We start from the raw sequence: 19,073 nt of genomic DNA, 5'->3' as shown, positions 1-19,073 counted from the left end.
TCAGTCACCCAGATATTGAATGGTGATGTGGTATTTAAAGACGTATTGCTCAATGCTGACAGGCATACGCTGGCCTTTTCGCCGCATATAAACGATCGCGGTGACCAGCTTACCGTTAGCATTGCGTAATTCACGCCTGTCGCCTTTATCGTTCAACGTCCAGCCCGCGGGTAGTTGCTGTTGCCAGACGACAATCGGCCAATGGCTGAGCATAACGTCTGCCAGCACCTGGCTGGCTGGGGGAAGCTGCGGTACGATAACAGACTGCTCGGTATGCAACCCTTTTTCGTCATAGGTCACTAAAAACAGGCGGATCCCGATGGATGACAAGCCTGCCAGAGTGATTTTTTTATTATCGGCATTTAGCATCACCAGCAACGATTGCGTCTGGCCATTAAACGTCCCAGTCAGCAGTTGCTGAGAATTGACCGCAGAGGAAATGCCTGGCGCAGGGAGCGTAACGCGTGTGCCTGGCTCCAGCCAGGCCTGTGGTCGGCTACTGCTATTATGCTGTAAATCATGGCTACAACCGGTCAGCAGCACTACGGCGAGCAGGCTAACGCCACGCCAAATGTTATGTAACTTCATTTTTTCTTTTCTCTTTTTCTATCAGGCATCGCCAATGGCGAGAGCAGCCAGGCAGTAAAGATGCCGCTGACCAGAACAATGCCAAAACTGCTGATCGCTTGCGTGGCGCTAAAAACCAGCATCCCCAGCGTGAGTAAAGTTGTCATCATCGCCAGCGTAATCGCCAGGAGCGAAGTTAACGGTGTGCCGCACGGGTTGCTAAAAAACAGCGTGTAGTTGATGCCGATACCCAGCACCAGCACCAGGGCCAGCAACGAAAATAGATTCACCGAATGCCCGCTGAATGAAAGCACCGCCAGCCCGCACCCTAACGACAGCACGGAGGGCAGCAGGCTTACCAGCCCTTTGCGCCAGCCGAGACGCGCTATAGCGCCGCAGGCAAACACCAGCAAGGCCACGCCCAGCAGACCGCTCAGCACCGTGCGGTAAAGTGCAAATAACGTATCAAACGCCTGCTTGCGATCGATCCATGCCACCCCTGGCTGTTTATCCGCCAGTCGGCTCAACGCCGCGCTATTTTTTACGCCGTCGACCGGGAGCAGCACACCACTTGTGCCATCAGGCAATGTCAGCCACATCAGACGCCAGCCTTCACTGACGGGGCTGGCAAGCCAGGCATCTACCGATACAGGCATGGCGCTGAGATCAGGGTTAACCGTGCCCAGCCCGGCATGTTGTAGCAACCGCGTTACGGCGGGCATAGCTGCGCGCAATAGCTGTAAATCCTGCTGCTGCCGTGCCAGTGAATTAAGCGGGATGGTACGGTAGTGGCTTATCATACCTGCGCGTCTCGCCTGCTCCAGGGTTGACGCAAAAGTTTCCATCCGCGTCAGCGTTTGCTCTGGCGTTTTGCCGTAAACCACAAACCATTTTTGATCAACGCTTTGTCCGGTCAGACGCGTGATGGTTTTTTCCTGTGCCAGCAGCGTTGGCGGTAACGCCTGTAACTGCGAGATATCGTCATCGATACGCAGCGTCGCGAGTCCGGCCAGAGAAAACAGCGCCAGTGCCGCCACCAGCCCCCAGGAAAGCGCTTTTTTACGTCGCCATGCAGCCAGCCAGCGCAGCATCCAGGTCATTAACGGTACCGGGCGCACCGGCAGGCCACGACACAACCATGGATGCCAAAAAAGCACGGTTAAACAGGAAGCGCTTAGCCCTACCGCCGCAAAGATCGCCATCTGCCGAATGCCGGGGAAAGGCGCAATCATCATGATCAGATAAGCCGCTACGGTAGTCAGTAGCGCCAGCAGCAGTGCGTTACGTACTTTCGCCAGGCTTTGCCACGGCGTGGTCTCTGCACCATGCACCATACGTTCTGTCAGAAAATAAAGCGTATAGTCTGCTGAAATACCGATAATGCTCATGCTCATGACCAGCGTCATCAAATGAAGCTCGCCAAAAATAAGCAGAGTGACGACAGCCCCCGCCAGCGCACCGATGGCTATAGAGATCAGGCATAACAGCAGAGGGCGCAGCGATCGAAACGTCACAATAATCAGCAGAACTACGCCAAGAAGGGTCGCCACGCCGAGGGTTGAAATATCCCGTTTCGCCTGCTGACTGGCATAGTCGCTGTAAAACACCGTGCCGCGTGATAGCAGCCGCGCCTGTGGATATTGCTCTCTGAGCTTTTGCTGCATCGCGTCCAGCGTAGTGACCAGTTGCCGGGTTTGTTGCATATCAAACGCGTTATTCGCCAGTTCACCGTGCAGAAAGTACCAATAATTGCCTTCCTCATCTTGCGTAACCAGCCAGCCATCCATTAGACGCAGACGCTGGCTGTTTTGCGCCAGTGCCAACTGCGAGCCACGCATCAACATCAGCGGGTCGTTTTGCAGTTCTTTGCTACTGACGCCGGCAAAAGCGGAATAAAGCTGCGACAGGATCCATTGCGCCTGTGCTTCACCACCATTCTGCAAGCGCGTGCGCGTCGCGCTATCAATCAATCCGTTACGATGTTGCCAGAAAAACGCTCCCCAGGCCTGTTGACTGGCTACATCCATCTGCCCTTTTACATCGGCGAGCGCACGCGAATCTTTAAGCTGTGCGTACCATGCCTGAGCGACTGTAGGATCGGCGGTTTTTCCGGGGCTGACCAGCCAAACCATCTGGCGATCAAGACGCTGTATAAAGCCATCATTTAACGCGGGAGGTATCGCTCCCAGCGCCTGCTTTGGCAGCATTGCCAGCACGCTGCTGTTCATTCTGGATTGCGGCAGCAATAGCAGTAACAGGCTCAGCAGCGCCAGACATACGATGCCCCACAATAGCGCCGAGCGCCGAGCGCTAATAGGCGGCAAAGTGTTGGCGTTCTTCATCAGTTAACCGGGTAGGCGACAGTTGGTGTTGGGAAAGCGTAATATCGGTGCGATCGCCTTGTTTATCATTGAGTTGAATCGTCTCAAGGTATGTCTGCCCGGCAAGATCTATGGTGGCGAATATTTTATCCAGCGGCGTGGTAACAGGCGTTAAACGCAGCGACCAACGACCTTCACCGTTGTCCTGAAAATTGATACGGAAATTTTGCGCCAGCACTTTACGATCCGCCTGAAATAACGCACGCAGCAGGTGATTAAACTGGAACATTTGCGGATTGTTTTCTGCGGTGAGTACCTGTGGTGCCTGGCCGTTGATCACCTGAACCATACGTGAATCATCCAGCAGCATCATCATCGGGAATGGGCTTTTTTGCTCCCAAAGCAGCCCGGTGTCACGGGCGATCAGCATATCCCCCTGCGAACGCAGCGGCTGCGGTAAATTTTTAATGGCGCGCGTTTGCGTAAAATGAGCACGGATGACAGGTTGTTCAGTAAAGCGCTGCTGAAGTTCATCCAGGGTAACAGCGCTGGCCCATGGGCTGAGCAGCAAAATAAGTAAGGGCCAGTATTTCATTGGGCGGCTCCAAGACATTCAAACAGCACAGGCGGACTGACGAAACACATCTCCCGGCTACTTTCTTCCACGGCAACCTGTATGGTGTAGCCAGTTGTCGTGCGCTTGCCTGTAGCTGCATCGAAAATCTGGTAGCCGATACGCAGGCGGTTCTCATACTCCTCCAGTTGCGCACGAACGCGAATGCGCTGCTCAAAGGTCAGGGCGTTGCGATATTTGACACGCGTATCGACTATCGGCCAAACGTAACCTGATGCCTTCATCTGGCGGTAGCCGTAGTTAAACTGGTTCAATAGTTTTTCACGGGCAATTTCAAAATAACGAAAATAGTTGCCATGCCATACCACGCCCATAACGTCAACATCGTGAAACGGCACGGTAAGCTCTAGCTCGGTCGTAAAGCGGGGATCGTCAAGCACTCTCTATTCCTTATCGTCGGCGTCAGGTAAATGCCAGAAATCAAAAAAGTTAAACCAGTCCAGCGGCGCCAGCAGTGCGTAGTGCTCAAGGCGGGCAGCATAGCGGTTGACTGTATGTTCCAGCGCTGTCTGGCGTTCTGCGCGAGGCAGCAGTAGCGGATCGGCAAACGGCTCGCAGTAGATATGGAGTTTATTCTGTTGCTTAAGGGCAAAAATCAGCAGTACCGGACAACGCAGCACGGCAGCGAGCACAAACGGCCCCTGGGGGAAAGGTGCAGGTTGGCCCATAAATGGACTCCAGACCACCCGCCAGTCGCCGCCTCGCTGGCGATTAACCGCAAGGCGATCGCCGACTATCGCTACCCATTCACCGCGATCCAGTTTTTCTTTCAACATAATGGCCGTATCCGGGCCAATGTTGGTGACCGGTATCAGATTCAGCCCAGCCTGCGGCACGTTCTCAGCCATGATCTGTTTAAAACGTTGCGCATTTTCGCTAAACACCAACGCATTAATGACTTTCCCACCCTGCAACTGTGCCAGCGCACGGCAGGCTTCAACATCGCCTAAATGGGACGCCAGCAGCAACTTACCCTGGGGTTGATGCAGGTTAAGCACCGCTTCCACGCCAGGGGCCAATACCACATCGCGTCCTACCTGTAGCTCACCGCGCCAGCTGGCCACTTTATCCAGCATGGCGTCACCGAAACGCAGGAAATGACGATAGCTGTTGAGATGTGGCGGCGTAATCCCATGACGTGCCTGCAATTCACGACGCACGCGCGCAAGCCATGACTGCGATGCCCGGCGGGCAGAATTAGCCGTTAGCCAGTAAACGCCAACGACCGGCCAAAGCAGAAGTGAGAAGGCTCGACGTCCCAACAATCGCCAGACTGCCAGCATGATGCGCATTCCCCACAATCCTTTCACTTCGCGTTGTTTCGCCCAGTGATGTGTACGCCGTCGCATTAACAGTGAAGGAATACGTGGGAGCATGCCGAAGAACAGACGGGTATGCATCAGCGATATCCGTATGTTGTCTTTTAGCGCATCAAAATGCGACAGCCCATCCTGCGGATAAGTGACACGGGTTGGCACAAAGTAGCTGGTATTGCCCTGCCAGTAGAGACGCACCATCACTTCAGTATCAAAATCCATACGTTGACCCAACGTGATGCGTTGTGCCAGTTGCAGTGTCGGAGCGATCGGGTAAACGCGAAAGCCACACATACTGTCTTTCAACTGCAATGAAAGCGTTTCGATCCATACCCAAATATGTGTGACCCAACGCCCGTACAGGCGCGAGCGCGGAATCGAGTCATCATAAACAGGCTGGCCGGAAATCAGCGCGTCGGGGTGCTGCGCCGAAAGCGCCAGCATTGCCGGAATATCTTCAATGGCATGTTGCCCGTCGGCATCCACCTGTACCGCATGCGTAAACCCTGCCTGAGACGCCACCTCCAGGCCACGGATCACCGCCGCACCTTTGCCTGAATTTTGTGCAAGACGGATAAGCGTCAGCTGCGGGTAAAGGACGGCGAGCTCTTCAAGCGTCTGCCGTGTTCCTTCATTGCTACCGTCATCGACAATAATTATTGGTAGCTGGAACGGAGCGAGGCGTGCAAGCACTTGCGCCATCATTGTGCCGTGGTTGTAGCAGGGGATTACGGCACAGGGCGTATATTTTAACGGCATAAGCGAAGCTTCCCGCTGCTGGCCGTATGACGCACATCCCCCTCATGACGCTGAAAGCTGAACGTCAGGATCTGCCGCTCCTCTTGCCAGCTCAACGTTAACGTAACGGTATTACCCGGCAGCAGCGGCGCCTGAAATTTCACATTCTGCATGCTGTGAAAACGAAAGTCGGGGGCCAGCAGCATCCCAGCGTAGTGCATCACCCAGTCAAGCTGTGCCACACCGGGCAACAACGGCTGAACAGCAAAATGCCCCTGGAACCAAAACAGCGTCGGATCGAGATACAGGACAATCGCAGCCTGCCCGGGTGCCATCTGATAGATTTCAACTTCACGGGCTTTCATGAAATGTCTCCTGTAATTGTGCATAGACACGCTTATTCATACTATTAACGGGGATCTCATCCACTATCCGCCAATAGCGGGGAATGGCGACCGGTTCCAGCCAGGGAAGTAGCGCGCGTCGCCATGACAGTTCCAGCTTCTTACCGCTTGTCTGCTGCCACATCCTGCGTAGTGGCTCTTCCAGTACCAGCACAGCGCCAATTCCCTGTCGTCCGCCCCGCGTGACCGGTAACGCCGCTGCATCACGGATACCCTCCAGTGCCATCAGGCGGCGTTCCACTTCGCTTAGTGAGATGCGCTTTTCTTCAATTTTCACGACGCGTCCATGTCGTCCGACCAGGTGAAATAACCCGTTATCTTCAAGCTGTAAAATATCATCCAACAGCAATCCTTCTTGCTGGGCAATCAACGGTGAGAAGACGCGAAAAGCGTCATCCTCAGGCGTAATACGTACGCCCGGAAAGGGAAGCCACGGAATCATATCTTGATGGCGGTGCCGCCAGCCGAGAATGCCGGTTTCAGTGCTGCCATAGATTTCATCAGGCCAGACGCCAAACCAACGCTGCGTATCGAGGACGTGCTGCCATGAGAGCATACCGCCAGCGGAAAGGATCACCTTCACGGGCGGCGGCGTCAGCTTATGATCCAGACGCTTAAGAAAAGCCGGACTGCTGACGAAGAGATAACGGTGCTGATGATCAAGCGCGGCCAGCTGTTCAGCATAATAGAGCATCGCAGCGTGCAGCGGCATTCCAAGCGCTAAGGGCAAGAAGATGCGGAAAGTCAAACCATAGAGGTGCTGGGGAACCACAGATGCAACAACCCGGCAGCCTGACAGCTGCCCGCCAAAGCGGTCGGCCAGCAGGGCAGCTTCTTTATCAAGCGCAGCGATGCTTTTTATTACCCGTTTGGGCTGGCCTGTAGAACCGGACGTGTAGAGTTCAATGCAACGGCTGGGCGTGATAGTGGGCAACACCGTGGCTTCCGGTGCGCTCGTGTTTGCTGAGGAAACCACGCGTAGCACACCGTGCCAGTCCAGCGCCTGGTCGCTCAACACACCGTGAAACAACGAACGCTGCTCTTCCAGCAGGGAAACCCGACAGTGTCCGGGTATCACCGGCGTTTTACCCGCGCTTAGCGTTGCCAGTAACGCGACAATAAACAGGTAGCTGTTCTCGAAACAGAGCGCCCAGCGCTCTTCGTCTTGTTGACCTTGCAGATCATCAACCAACAGGGCGACATCATAACGCAACTGCCCTAGCGTCCAGGTATGATCGCCAAGCCAGGCGATGACGGTATCATCCGGACGAGATTTACTAAGCCACTGCGATAAAGGGAGAATGTGATTCATGATGTTTTCCGCTTTATTACCTGACGCCGCACCAGCCATTCGGTCGCCATCAGCGTCCCCATCAGCACATAAGCGATGATACCGTTCCATGCGGTCCACAGATGCATATCGCCCTGTAGCGCAGTAAACAGAGCGATACTGCCATTGATAATGAAAAAGAGGCACCATACCTGGGTGACACGCCGGGTGTAACGAACGCCTTCCGGGGGAAGCTGAGGCTCACGCAGGCGCGCCAGGCGTTCGACCAGCGGCATTGCCGTCCATAACGAACCGCCAAACAAGATAAGCATTAACAGGTTGACGACCACCGGATAAAACAGCAACAACTGATGCGTTTTAAGCAGGGTACTGGCAACGCACAGGACAATACCCACCAACGATGCGCTTTGCATCATAAAGCGCATCGGCCCCGCTTTCCGTTTTGCCTGCCATAAGCGTAACACCAACAACGCTATTATTAAGGGCAGCAACCAGTGCAGACTGTTATGCGACAGGCCGAACCAGACCACAAACGGCCAGGCCAGCAGCGTCATTCCTGTTACTACCTGAACACCCGGTAGCTTTCTGAAACCACACACGATAATCAGGCTTCGCGTAACAGACGCTCTACCGCGTCGACAACATCCTGCACCGTGCGTACGGCTTTAAATTCTTCCGGTTTGATCTTCTTGCCGGTTTTTTTCTGTAGCTGCACAATCATATCGACAGCATCAATACTATCCAGCTCGAGATCTTCATACAGGCGGGCGTCGGGTTTGATATCGTCAGGATCGATTTCAAACAGTTTGGTCAGAAGCGCAGAAACTTCCTGATAGATTGCTTTTTGTTCTGTCATAGCAGGCTCGTTATCAAACGCGTTGTGAATGGATAAAAGAGGCCAATGTAGCCACAGAGAAAAAGTGCTGGCGCGTTTCTTCACTTTCAGCAGAAAGTACGATGCCATACTGGTTTTTTACTGCCAGTCCCAACTCCAGAGCATCAATAGAGTCCAGCCCTAAGCCCTCCCCGAACAGCGCCGCATCAGTGTCAATATCGTCTGCTGTCAGCTCATCCAGATTCAATGTGTTGATAATGAGTTGTTTAATTTCTAAATAAAGCGCTTGCATTATTAAGTCCTGGAAGTGTTCTCAACTGATTGTAATTGCGCTAAAAGATGCCGGTTCAGCTGCCTTGCCGCCAGCGCCGGTTCTTGTGTATTAGCATGATAAAAATATTCAATCTGTACCCGCTGACCTGCGGTAACCTCGAACAGAGGTTTTGCCGGGGGCACGTTATACCATTTGCTCTGTTTGTCGAGCAGATGTTCGCTGCAACGAATAGTCACTACACGAAGATCGCTACAGCAGCGTACTGCGATATTGGCCGCGCCGCGTTGTAGGATCATCTCTTCCCCAGGCCGGGTACGCGTGCCTTCCGGAAAGATTAATAGCGTGTCGCCATGGGCCAGCCGCGCCTGGCTTTGTGCCAATAATCGATCGGCCTGGCTGTTGACCAGATAATCCGCCGCGCGGATTACGCCGCTAACAAACGGATTTTTCAGCAGCGCCTCCTTTACCAGGCAATCCGTTTCTGGCATGACGGAAGCAATGAGCACATAGTCAATTAACGTTGGATGGTTTGCCACGACCAGACAACCACGCTCGCTACGCAAAATCTCAGCGCCGTGAATGCGGTACGCCAATACGCCAACCCCCTTCGCCACCATCAGGAAAAAACGGAAGCTGGCTGAAATAGAGCGGCGGGCAACACGCCGCCGTCGTTTTTTATCGCGAACAATAAGTAACAGGAGATTAAACCAGATCAGCGACAACAAAAGCCCGCCGATGCCGAACAGCGCGAAACAAAAGCCCGTCATTAACAAACGCCAGAGCCGATTCAACCAGGCGAACTGTCGCATCATTTGCGGCTCCAGTTCCACTGAACCTTCTCTCCGGCAACGGTGAACTCAGCGGTATCGTTCAGGTAATGTTGCAAAAATTGCAGGCTCTGCGGCAATGGCGGCTCCGCCCCTTCGCTTCCACTCTGGGTTGTGCAGCGCAGCATAGTGCCCGTTTCAAACACCATCGCTACAGCCCATGCCCAGGTTGGCATGTGTGGCGGCAGAGTTGGATGATAAAAAGCAGGTAACAGACCGTCGAAATCCACCATCAATACGCGTTGATAACCCGCCTGCAACAGACAAATGACCTCACATAGCCCTTGCTGAAAAGTATCCATACCTGCCGATAATGAGGAAGAAACTATCGGCTGCTTTGCAGCGATCGTCAGATTCCCTACCGCAGAGTTATGTACCGACATGGCGAAGTCAGTCGGCGACATATCTTCGCCATACGCCAGAGCCTGAAGAAGGCGATAGTTGCGCTCCAGTTCGCCGTGGCGACTACTGAAAAGCACCGCGTCAATACGGTGGCGACGTAACATTGCCAACCCGCAGTCCACAGCTAATTTGCTGCCGGAACACAGCCGTCTGGCGGTCATCATCGGGAGTTCTGTCAATTTTGCCTGTGGCTCGTCAGGGTTGATGGCATAAGGCTGACGCGCCCAATCTCCCCATTGCGAAGCGTCACTGAGTCCAGGCGCTCTGGCCTGCCAATCGATAAGGTTTAAGGTAAATTTCATCAACGGCATCCGCAATCGATCAGCCACTCTGTGGCGCATTAATCAACGCCACAACCTGCTGGAATATTAAAATTTCTCACATAGCAATAAAGAATGACCAACGCCGAGATTATCGATGCGTTGCTCCACCCGGAAGCCAGCCATTTCCAGATAGTGATAAAACTTCTCTACGCTGTAAAAGCGACTATTACCGTTGGCCATACAGGTAAAATAGAGCGATGTAGCATTCAGGCTGAATGATGCAGCGTCGAATTTCTGCGCATCCCAGAACAATTCCATTACACACAGCCGAGCGCCCGGCTTCATCTTATCTGCAATGCGCTTGAGCATTGCGATAATTTGATCGGGAGAAAAACAGTCGAGGAATTGACTCATCCACCAGATGTCGGCCTCTTCAGGCAACGGCGCGTCACCCAGCATATCTACCGCATGAAAACCGATACGATGCGACAGACCTGCATTTTCAATATTCTGGCGGGCAAGTTCAATTTGTTGTGGCAGATCAAGCAGAGTAACTACGATATTTTCGTCGTACTGACAACATTTCAACGCCCATTTCCCGGTATTGCCGCCAATATCATATAATTTTTTTGGCCCGCTGGCGAAAATATAAGGTAGTGCCGCGTTAAAAGCAGCATCAGAATAGAAATGATCAAATGCGAACCAGCTTTCGCGAGCGGGCGAAGGTAGCTGTGACAGTACCGGGTAGATCGTTTCCGCATCGCTAAATACTTTTAATCCGGCAGGTTTTGTTTCTTCTAATGCCTGTTCTAAAAAGAATAACCCCTGATAACAGACATCCTGAGTGAAATCCATATTTACACGCGTCATGGTGTCGTGCAGCAAAAAATGCCCTACTTTCGCCAGACGATAGTATTTATCCTGGCAAGTCACAATGCGACCGCTTAACCCCATATCCAGCAGGACGCTAATAGCATATTCGCTCAAATCACAGTGGGCAACGATCTCTTCCAGAGTAGCGCCTTCCTTTCCGATCCTGTCGAGATATTCCAGCACACCGGCGTTACGTAAGCATAATGCCGTCTGAAATAACATTGGCGCAAAAGCAATTCGTTGCGCTTCGGTAATAGCATCCAGTGCGCTGAGCGTGTCCTTTTCGTACATGAAGAGCAATCCTGTCCTGGGGAAAATGAGGTTATCGGACCATTACTGGTCCGACTTTAGGGTAAATATTTATTACATAGCGCTGGTGGCGAGATTGATCTGGATGTCTTTGTCTAAATTGCGGACCCAGCGATTATAATTTTTGTGAATTTTACCACCGGACGCCAATAAATTAAGGCTGTTCTCATAGTTGATGGCGTAGCCGGTAGCCGAGTAATTAATCAATACTTCGGCCATATGGTCACGTGACTGCTGGCGCGCTTTGATAACGTTCGGACCCGCTTCGCTCATAATCCACTTACGCTGAGCACCTGCTTTCAAAATCGCATTTTTGACCTGCGTTTGCGTATGGCCAGCGTTAATTGTGGTGTGAATATTATCAACTGGCGCAGTACGTGCGCAGCCTGCCAAAGCCCCTATAACCGCGAAAACGGTTAATAACTTAACTAAACTTTTCATAAGAACTCCATTCAAAGTAGTGCACTAATAAAGTGAAATTTCCAGCCTGATTTCATTGTTTCAATGAAGACGATATCACTGTTAGTCTGATACCAGACAGAACAGTGGAAACGCCCTGCCTATCTTAATAAATCTATTTGATCGCTGATAGGGCTTTAACAAGGTTTATCGTTATCTGTGTCAGCCCCTGAGGTCGTTTAATTAACGACAAAAAACTTGCAACAATAAAAAATTAGCTTTTCCCGCGAGACTTTTCCTCACTGAAATAGATGACTCTTCTTATTTGGCTTAAGTTTTCAGGTTACACTGTTTATCTGTCAGTATTGAGAATCAGCTCATTACGATAAAGGTCTTTTTTAAGCCACAACAATTTATTGCATTTTGGCGTAAGCCCTTCTGATCGCCGTCATATTTGTATTAATTTCATCCAGAAAAAGAGACCTTATACAAACAGCTCACCCTAACGCCCGTCAGCAATCAGCAATCAGCAATCAGGAAAGAGCGTCAGCCATTATAATGGGTTCCGCCACGCTTTGTTCTACCAAAAGGCCGTCTGTTTAGCTCCTGTTTTTACTTTACTTGTCGCCCGACATACTATCTACGCCATGAGTGACCGTTCGGTCCACGCGGATGCATTAAGGAAGCTGGGATGAAAGCGAAGTCGACAACCCTTTATGATGTGGCACAGTATGCCGGCGTCTCTTACCAGACCGTTTCGCGGGTAATAAACCAGGCGGAAAACGTATCAGAGAAGACCCGACAAAAAGTTGAAGCAGCGATGCTGGCGCTGAACTATGTGCCTAACCGCGTGGCACAGCAGCTGGCGGGCAAAATTGGTCACACTATCGGGCTTGCGACCTCTGATCTTTCACTGCACGCGCCTTCGCAAATTGCCGCCGCCATTAAATCCCGGGCTGGGGAAAAACGTTTTAACGTGGTGATTTCAATGACCGAGCAGAGCGGCGCGGCAGCGGCCAGAGCGGCAATTAATAATCTGCTGGCACAGCGCGTGGACGGCCTTATCGTGAATATTCCGCTACAGGATGAAGAGGCGCAAAGCCTGGTGGCGCTATGTCGGGAGGTGCCGGTGCTGTTTCTGGATGTCTCGCCGCAGCTGGACGCCAACAGCGTCATTTTCGATCCTGACCAGGGCGCACGTTTGGGCGTGGCGCATCTGCTGGAACTGGGTCATCGGGAAATTGCGCTGTTAGCCGGGCCGCAAAGTTCAGTTTCGGCGCGTCTGCGCTTTGAAGGCTGGCAGCAGACGCTGGCGCAGCATCAGCTACAGGCAACGGCGATCATGGAAGGTGACTGGAGCGCGCTTTCCGGCTATCAGCAGGTGACGCGGCTGTTGAATGAAGGCCCACAGCCTGGTGCGATTCTGGTAGCGAACGATCAGATGGCATTAGGCGCGCTACGGGCCATTACTGAAGCGGGCCTGAAAGTGCCCGGTGACATCTCGGTTATCGGTTATGACGATACCGCTGACAGCGCCTGCTTTATTCCACCGCTGACCACCATCAAGCAGGATTTCAGAATGTTAGGGAAAAACAGCGTGGAGCGGCTGGTGGAGATGATCTGTCAGCCCGATGCGCCGACGCGTTCTGAGCTGCTGCCGGTTAGCCTGGTAATACGTAAAACCACCGCAGCGCCGGGAAGTGAGACGCTTTCTCCGCAGGCGCTGTCAGATGCGCTGATGCAGCTGGCGCGTCAGGCGGCACGTCTGAAATAGTCGCCCCGAGGCGTTGCTTTCCCGACGAATCAGAAGCGCACCATTAAATATTTCAGAAGGTTAGACAAGCCGTCCCCATTATACATTTACTTGCGGGTCAGGCCACGGCCTCGCCCGTTTGCGGCAGGCTGATGCCAGCAAAGCCGCCCACCACCCCCTTTTCGGCTACTCCTTCCCAGATTATTTGTGAATCCCATCACCGATTCCGGCTACGCGCCTTTACATCCCTGTGAGTCAAAACCATATTGCTATTAAATGTGAGCGCATCACAAAAGCATAAGGAAAAGCACATGACTGTAACAGCAGGCACATCAGCCGCCACGCTAAGCGCCATCCTGGCACGTCGCGACTGGGAAAATCCGGCGGTAACCCAACTCAATCAGCTCCCTGCCCATCCGCCCTTCTGCAGCTGGCGATCGCCGGAGGCGGCGCGAAATGATACGCCTTCCACCAGCCTGCAGAGCCTGAACGGGCACTGGGCATTCAGCTATTTTTCCCGACCGGAAGCGGTGCCGGAAAGCTGGCTGCAACAGGATCTGACTGACGCGGATGATATCAAGGTGCCCTCAAACTGGCAGATGCTGGGTTACGATGCGCCAGTTTATACCAATGTGACCTACCCGATTCCGGTTAACCCACCTTTTGTTCCGGCAGATAATCCAACAGGTTGTTACTCGCTCACATTTCATGTGGATGAAAGCTGGCTCGCCTCTGGTCAGACACGTATTGTTTTTGACGGCGTGAATTCCGCCTTTCATTTATGGTGCAACGGCCACTGGATCGGCTATGCCCAGGATAGTCGTCTGCCCTCCGAGTTTGATCTGAGCGCAGTGCTGCAGCCGGGCGCTAATCGTCTGGCAGTTATGGTGCTGCGCTGGAGCGACGGCAGCTATCTGGAAGATCAGGATATGTGGCGCATGAGCGGCATCTTCCGCGATGTCTCACTGCTGCATAAGCCCCACACCCGCATTAGCGATCTGCAGGTGGTAACCCAGCTTAATGAAAGTTTTAGCCATGCCGAGCTTAAGGCGCAGGTAGTGGTTAACGGCGCGTCGCTGTCGGACGTGCAGGTTACGATGCAGCTCTGGTTCGGCGAAGAGATGCTGGGCGAGCGTCAGCAACCGCTCGGCAGCGAGATCGTTGATGAGCGCGGCGCCTGGAAAGATCGCACCACGCTGCGCCTGCCGGTTGCCGCGCCGCAGCTCTGGAGCGCCGAAACGCCCACGCTTTATCGTCTGGTGGTGCTGCTGCATGACCGTAGCGGTATGTTACTGGAGGCGGAGGCCTGTGATGTTGGCTTCCGTAAGGTAGAAATCTCGCAGGGTCTGCTGAAGCTGAACGGCAAACCCCTGCTGATCCGCGGCACCAACCGCCATGAGCATCATCCAGAGAACGGTCAGGTGATGGATGAAGAGACCATGCGCCGCGATATTCTGTTGATGAAACAGCATAATTTTAATGCGGTGCGCTGCTCGCATTATCCGAATCATCCGCTCTGGTACCGACTGTGCGATCGCTACGGACTGTATGTGGTAGACGAAGCCAATATCGAAACGCACGGCATGGAGCCGATGAACCGCCTCTCCAGCGATCCCGTCTGGCTGCCCGCGATGAGCGAGCGCGTGACGCGCATGGTGCAACGCGACCGCAATCATCCCTCAATCATCATCTGGTCGCTGGGCAATGAGTCGGGACACGGCGACAATCATGACGCGCTTTACCGCTGGATTAAATCTAACGACCCGACGCGACCGGTGCAGTACGAAGGCGGCGGCGCTAACAGCGCGGCCACCGATATTATTTGCCCGATGTATGCGCGCGTCGATCAGGATCAGCCTTTCCCGCAGGTGCCAAAGTGGTCGATAAAAAAATGGATCGGCATGCCGGATGAGCATCGTCCGCTGATTCTGTGCGAATACGCACACGCCATGGGCAACAGCTTTGGCGGCTTTCATAAATACTGGCAGGCGTTTCGTCAGTATCCGCGTTTGCAGGGCGGTTTTGTCTGGGACTGGGTCGATCAATCGCTGACCCGCTATGACGATAACGGCAAACCCTATGCCGCTTACGGCGGCGACTTCGGCGATAAGCCGAACGATCGTCAGTTTTGTATGAATGGCCTGGTCTTTGCCGATCGCACGCCGCACCCGGCGCTATTTGAAGCGCAGCAGGCGCAGCAATTTTTCCGCTTTACGCTGAACAGCACGCAGCCGGTTGAGCTGGAGATCGCCAGCGAATATCTGTTCCGCCGCTGCGATAACGAACAGCTGATCTGGACGCTGGCGCAGGAAGGCTGCACTCTGGCCAGCGGCACGGTTCATCTGGATATCGCGCCTGAAGGCACGCAGCTGATTACCCTCAGCGATCTGCCTGCGATTACCGCCAGCGGTCAGGTATGGCTGACGGTGCAGGTGCAGCAAATTGCCGCCACCGCCTGGTCTGAGGCAGGACATATCTGCGCCTGGCAGCAGTGGCCGTTGGCCTCGCCATTAACATTGCCCGCCGCGCCGCACGGTACAGGCGAAGCTCCTGAGCTTCGCGTCAGCGAGCACGCCTTTGATATTCAGCTTGGTGCACAGCGCTGGCAGTTCAGCAGGAAAAGTGGCCTGCTGACTCAGTGGTGGAAAGGCGGGGAAGCGGCGTTGCTACAGCCATTACAGGATCAGTTTACGCGTGCGCCACTGGATAATGATATCGGCGTTAGCGAAGCCGCACGCATCGATCCCAACGCCTGGGTAGAGCGCTGGAAAGCGGCAGGCTTCTATGAGATGGAGCCGCAGCTGGAACGGTGCGAAGCAGAGCGTCTTAGCCGTGAAGTACAACTGCATACGGTGCACAGCTGGCGCTATCAGAACCAAATCCTGTTTATCAGCCGTAAAACGTATCGCATCGACCACACCGGTGAACTGCATATCAGCGTGGATGTGGATGTCGCGCCAGGCATCCCGGCGCCAGCACGTATTGGACTCACCTGCCAGCTGGCGCAGGTGCAGCCGCAGGTAAGTTGGCTCGGCCTTGGCCCGCATGAAAACTATCCGGATCGCAAACAGTCTGCCCGCTACGATCGCTGGCAGCTGCCGCTGGCGGCGCTCTATACCCCGTATGTTTTCCCCAGCGAAAACGGCCTGCGCTGCGACAGCGAATGGTTGCAGTATGGCGACAACGAATGGCGTGGTCGTTTCCACTTTAATCTCAGCCGCTACAGCCAGGCACAGTTGCGCGACGTTACGCACCGCCATCTGTTACAGGAGGAGCCGGGAAGCTGGCTGAATCTGGATGGGTTCCATATGGGCGTAGGCGGCGATGACTCCTGGAGTCCCAGCGTCTCGCCGGAATATCTGCTACAGGATAACCATTATCACTATGAAGTGAGCTGGGTGCGTGTTTAACACGCGCTGAGCGTTAGCCGGGGCAGGTTTGGCCTCTCTGCCCCGCGATAACCTTAAGGAAAAACGTTATGTATTACCTGAAAAATACCAACTTCTGGATGTTCGGGCTGTTCTTCTTCTTTTACTTTTTCATCATGGGAGCCTATTTTCCGTTTTTCCCGATCTGGTTGCATGACATCAACCACCTCAGTAAAAGCGATACCGGTATTGTTTTCGCCTGCATCTCGCTGTTCTCCCTGCTGTTTCAACCTGTGTTCGGCCTGCTTTCCGATAAGCTGGGATTAAGAAAACATCTGCTGTGGATTATTACCGGCATGCTGGTGATGTTTGCGCCCTTCTTTATCTACGTGCTTGGCCCGCTATTGCAGACCCACATTCTGCTCGGCGCGATTGTCGGCGGCATCTACCTTGGCTTTATTTACAACGGCGGCGCGCCCGCTATTGAAGCCTATATTGAAAAAGTCAGCCGCCGTAGCCAGTTTGAATTTGGTCGCGCGCGTATGTTCGGCTGCGTGGGTTGGGCGCTGTGCGCCTCGATTGTCGGCATTATGTTCACCATCAATAACCAGTTTGTGTTCTGGCTTGGATCGGGCTGTGCGGTGATTCTGGCGATCCTGCTGTTTATCGCTAAACCGCAGGCGCAGCCTTCCGCCACGGTTGCCGACTCGCTGGGCGCTAACCCCTCGCCCTTTAATCTGCGTCTGGCGCTGGAGCTGTTTAAAAATCCTAAGCTCTGGTACCTGTCGCTGTATGTTGTCGGCGTTTCCTGTACCTATGATGTGTTCGACCAGCAGTTCGCCAATTTCTTTACTTCGTTTTTTGCCTCCGGCGAACAGGGCACGCGCGTCTTCGGCTACGTCACCACGATGGGCGAGCTGCTGAATGCCAGCATCATGTTCTTTGCGCCGTTGATTGTGAACCGCATTGGCGGGAAGAATGCGCTGCTGCTGGCGGGCACCATTATGTCAGTACGCATTATCGGCTCCTCTTTTGCCACTTCAGCGCTGGAGGTGGTGATCCTGAAAACTCTGCATATGTTTGAGGTGCCGTTCCTGATTGTCGGCTGCTTTAAATATATTACCAGCCAGTTTGAGGTGCGTTTCTCTGCCACTATCTATCTGGTCTGCTTCTGCTTCTTTAAGCAGCTGTCGATGATTTTTATGTCGCTGTTTGCGGGCTATATGTACGACAGCCTGGGCTTCCACGGCGCTTATCTGGTGCTGGGTCTGGTGGCGCTCACCTTTACCCTGATCTCTGTTTTCACCCTGAGCGGAGAAGGCCCGCTCACAGCGCTACGCGCACGCGGCAAAAAAGAGGCGAAACCCGCCTGATGGCACTGGCTGAAGGTGAGTAAATGCATTATCCGTGCCGCAGCGATCGGGCTGCGGCCTTTTTTTAGCCCAATCTGAACAGCAGCATAATCTGCGAGAGCCGGGTAAACACCATTTCCATTAGATGATAAAAGTAAGGCGCGAAATGATTCATTAACGGCAACATCACCAGCATTCCTATGCCGAGCGTCAGCGGAAACCCCACCACAAAAATGGATAGCTGCGGCGTCAGGCGGTTCAGTAAGCCAAGCGTCAGGTTGATTGCCAGCAACAGCGTGATCACCGGCAGTCCCAGCGCAATGCCGAACTGAAAAATCAGGCTGCCGGAAGACGCGATCGCACTAAATGCGTCGCGGTTCAGCGGCGCGGTGCTTACCGGCAGCAACTGAAAACTTTCCGCCAGTACTTCCAGCATCAGCAAATGGCCGTTAAACAGCAGAAACAGCAGGATGGCCAGCAGGTTCAGCAGGCGGGAAACCACCGGCATATTATCGCCGCCGTTAGGATCGTAAAACATGGCGAAAGAGAGGCCCATTTGCAGCCCGATAATCTCACCGGCATAGCGTACGGCAACAAACAGTAACTGGATAGTCAGGCCCATCGCCGCCCCGATCAGCAACTGCTGGCAGCCGACCCAAAGCCCCATAATGGAGATCAGTGGAATGGCGTTATCAGGCAGATTTTGCCCCAGAAGCAGAGCGATAATCGCCGCCAGCCCCACCTTAACCCGAGCGCTGATCGACTTGTCATTAAATACCGGCGCGGTGCTAAACAGCGCCAGCACACGCATCAGCGGCCAAAAGTAGTGGCTCACCAGCAGTGGCAGCGCATCCAGCGACAGACTCTGCATATCAGCCAATCATCTGAGGAAGAGTAGTATAGAGCGCCCGCATATAGTCCAGCATCGTTGAGAGCATGCTCGGTCCAAGCGCGACCACCACCGCGACAATCATCAGAATTTTGGGAATAAAACTCAGCGTCATTTCATTGATTTGCGTGGAAGCCTGTAAAATACTGACGATCAGGCCGGTGACCAGTGCCGCCAGCAGCAGCGGCGCGGCCAGCATGAGTCCTACCCGGATGGCCTGAAACCCCATCGCCATTACGCTTTCTGGCGTCATCTGTT

18 protein-coding genes and 1 pseudogene are annotated in these 19,073 nt (G+C 53.6%); 3 read left to right on the top strand and 16 right to left on the bottom strand.

Going from position 1 to position 19,073, the window contains the following annotated elements; translation table 11 throughout:
* The 14 genes and pseudogenes from ACQE32_RS11405 to ACQE32_RS11340 form a co-directional block, all read right to left on the bottom strand.
* Positions 1 to 588: a DUF3261 domain-containing protein gene (locus tag ACQE32_RS11405; protein ID WP_426973869.1), complete on the bottom strand. Its 588-nt coding sequence runs from the start codon at positions 586 to 588 to the stop codon at positions 1 to 3.
* Positions 585 to 2,909, bottom strand: a complete 2,325-nt coding sequence (locus ACQE32_RS11400) for an MMPL family transporter (RefSeq protein ID WP_427021800.1) — start codon at positions 2,907 to 2,909, stop codon at positions 585 to 587. Before ACQE32_RS11400 ends, ACQE32_RS11405 begins: the two co-directional genes overlap by 4 nt.
* A complete protein-coding gene (locus ACQE32_RS11395; RefSeq protein ID WP_427021799.1) occupies positions 2,878 to 3,483 on the bottom strand; it encodes an outer membrane lipoprotein carrier protein LolA in 606 nt (201 codons plus the stop codon). The genes ACQE32_RS11400 and ACQE32_RS11395 overlap by 32 nt, the downstream gene beginning before the upstream one ends.
* On the bottom strand, positions 3,480 to 3,902 hold the full coding sequence (locus tag ACQE32_RS11390) for an acyl-CoA thioesterase (RefSeq protein ID WP_426973866.1): 423 nt from the start codon (positions 3,900 to 3,902) through the stop codon (positions 3,480 to 3,482). Before ACQE32_RS11390 ends, ACQE32_RS11395 begins: the two co-directional genes overlap by 4 nt.
* Positions 3,903 to 3,905: 3 nt before the next feature.
* Entirely contained in the window at positions 3,906 to 5,597 is a 1,692-nt protein-coding gene (locus ACQE32_RS11385; RefSeq protein ID WP_426973865.1) for a glycosyltransferase family 2 protein, read from the bottom strand.
* Positions 5,588 to 5,941 (bottom strand): hydroxymyristoyl-ACP dehydratase, encoded by a 354-nt coding sequence (locus ACQE32_RS11380; protein ID WP_426973864.1) that lies wholly within the window; start codon positions 5,939 to 5,941, stop codon positions 5,588 to 5,590. The genes ACQE32_RS11385 and ACQE32_RS11380 overlap by 10 nt, the downstream gene beginning before the upstream one ends.
* Positions 5,928 to 7,292, bottom strand: coding sequence for an AMP-binding protein (locus tag ACQE32_RS11375; protein WP_427021798.1), 1,365 nt, complete (start codon positions 7,290 to 7,292; stop codon positions 5,928 to 5,930). The genes ACQE32_RS11380 and ACQE32_RS11375 overlap by 14 nt, the downstream gene beginning before the upstream one ends.
* Positions 7,289 to 7,870, bottom strand: a complete 582-nt coding sequence (locus ACQE32_RS11370) for a hypothetical protein (RefSeq protein ID WP_426973862.1) — start codon at positions 7,868 to 7,870, stop codon at positions 7,289 to 7,291. The genes ACQE32_RS11375 and ACQE32_RS11370 overlap by 4 nt, the downstream gene beginning before the upstream one ends.
* A gap of 5 nt (positions 7,871 to 7,875) precedes the next feature.
* Positions 7,876 to 8,127: an acyl carrier protein gene (locus ACQE32_RS11365; protein WP_426973861.1), complete on the bottom strand. Its 252-nt coding sequence runs from the start codon at positions 8,125 to 8,127 to the stop codon at positions 7,876 to 7,878.
* Positions 8,128 to 8,140: 13 nt separating this feature from the next.
* Complete coding sequence (locus ACQE32_RS11360) at positions 8,141 to 8,398, bottom strand: phosphopantetheine-binding protein (RefSeq protein ID WP_426973860.1); 258 nt, start codon at positions 8,396 to 8,398, stop codon at positions 8,141 to 8,143.
* Positions 8,373 to 9,189, bottom strand: a pseudogene (locus ACQE32_RS11355) (lysophospholipid acyltransferase family protein). The gene ACQE32_RS11360 and the pseudogene ACQE32_RS11355 overlap by 26 nt, the downstream one beginning before the upstream one ends.
* Positions 9,189 to 9,911, bottom strand: a complete 723-nt coding sequence (locus ACQE32_RS11350) for a beta-ketoacyl synthase chain length factor (protein WP_426973859.1) — start codon at positions 9,909 to 9,911, stop codon at positions 9,189 to 9,191. Before ACQE32_RS11350 ends, ACQE32_RS11355 begins: the two are co-directional and overlap by 1 nt.
* A gap of 66 nt (positions 9,912 to 9,977) precedes the next feature.
* Complete coding sequence (locus tag ACQE32_RS11345) at positions 9,978 to 11,036, bottom strand: methyltransferase (RefSeq protein ID WP_426973858.1); 1,059 nt, start codon at positions 11,034 to 11,036, stop codon at positions 9,978 to 9,980.
* 72 nt (positions 11,037 to 11,108) lie between these two features.
* Complete coding sequence (locus tag ACQE32_RS11340; protein WP_426973857.1) at positions 11,109 to 11,495, bottom strand: hypothetical protein; 387 nt, start codon at positions 11,493 to 11,495, stop codon at positions 11,109 to 11,111.
* 649 nt (positions 11,496 to 12,144) lie between these two features.
* Between ACQE32_RS11340 and ACQE32_RS11335 the strand changes: the two genes are divergently transcribed.
* The 3 genes from ACQE32_RS11335 (at position 12,145) to ACQE32_RS11325 (ending at position 17,947) form a co-directional block, all read left to right on the top strand.
* Positions 12,145 to 13,227, top strand: coding sequence for a LacI family DNA-binding transcriptional regulator (locus ACQE32_RS11335; RefSeq protein WP_426973856.1), 1,083 nt, complete (start codon positions 12,145 to 12,147; stop codon positions 13,225 to 13,227).
* Positions 13,228 to 13,517: 290 nt separating this feature from the next.
* Entirely contained in the window at positions 13,518 to 16,616 is a 3,099-nt protein-coding gene (locus ACQE32_RS11330) for a beta-galactosidase (protein ID WP_426981415.1), read from the top strand.
* 68 nt (positions 16,617 to 16,684) lie between these two features.
* Positions 16,685 to 17,947 (top strand): MFS transporter, encoded by a 1,263-nt coding sequence (locus ACQE32_RS11325; protein WP_250651345.1) that lies wholly within the window; start codon positions 16,685 to 16,687, stop codon positions 17,945 to 17,947.
* 64 nt (positions 17,948 to 18,011) lie between these two features.
* Here the strand turns inward: ACQE32_RS11325 and fliR are convergent, their stop codons facing one another.
* Positions 18,012 to 18,797, bottom strand: a complete 786-nt coding sequence (gene fliR / locus ACQE32_RS11320; protein ID WP_427021797.1) for a flagellar biosynthetic protein FliR — start codon at positions 18,795 to 18,797, stop codon at positions 18,012 to 18,014.
* Position 18,798: 1 nt separating this feature from the next.
* Complete coding sequence (gene fliQ, locus ACQE32_RS11315) at positions 18,799 to 19,068, bottom strand: flagellar biosynthesis protein FliQ (protein WP_426973853.1); 270 nt, start codon at positions 19,066 to 19,068, stop codon at positions 18,799 to 18,801.
* Between the last annotated feature and the right edge of the window lie 5 nt (positions 19,069 to 19,073).

The sequence above is a fragment of the Pantoea sp. FN0302 genome, from assembly GCF_050113775.1.
Lineage (GTDB): Bacteria > Pseudomonadota > Gammaproteobacteria > Enterobacterales > Enterobacteriaceae > Mixta > Mixta alhagi.
Note: the sequence above shows the minus strand (reverse complement) of the source record. Positions and strands in the feature narration are given on the sequence as shown.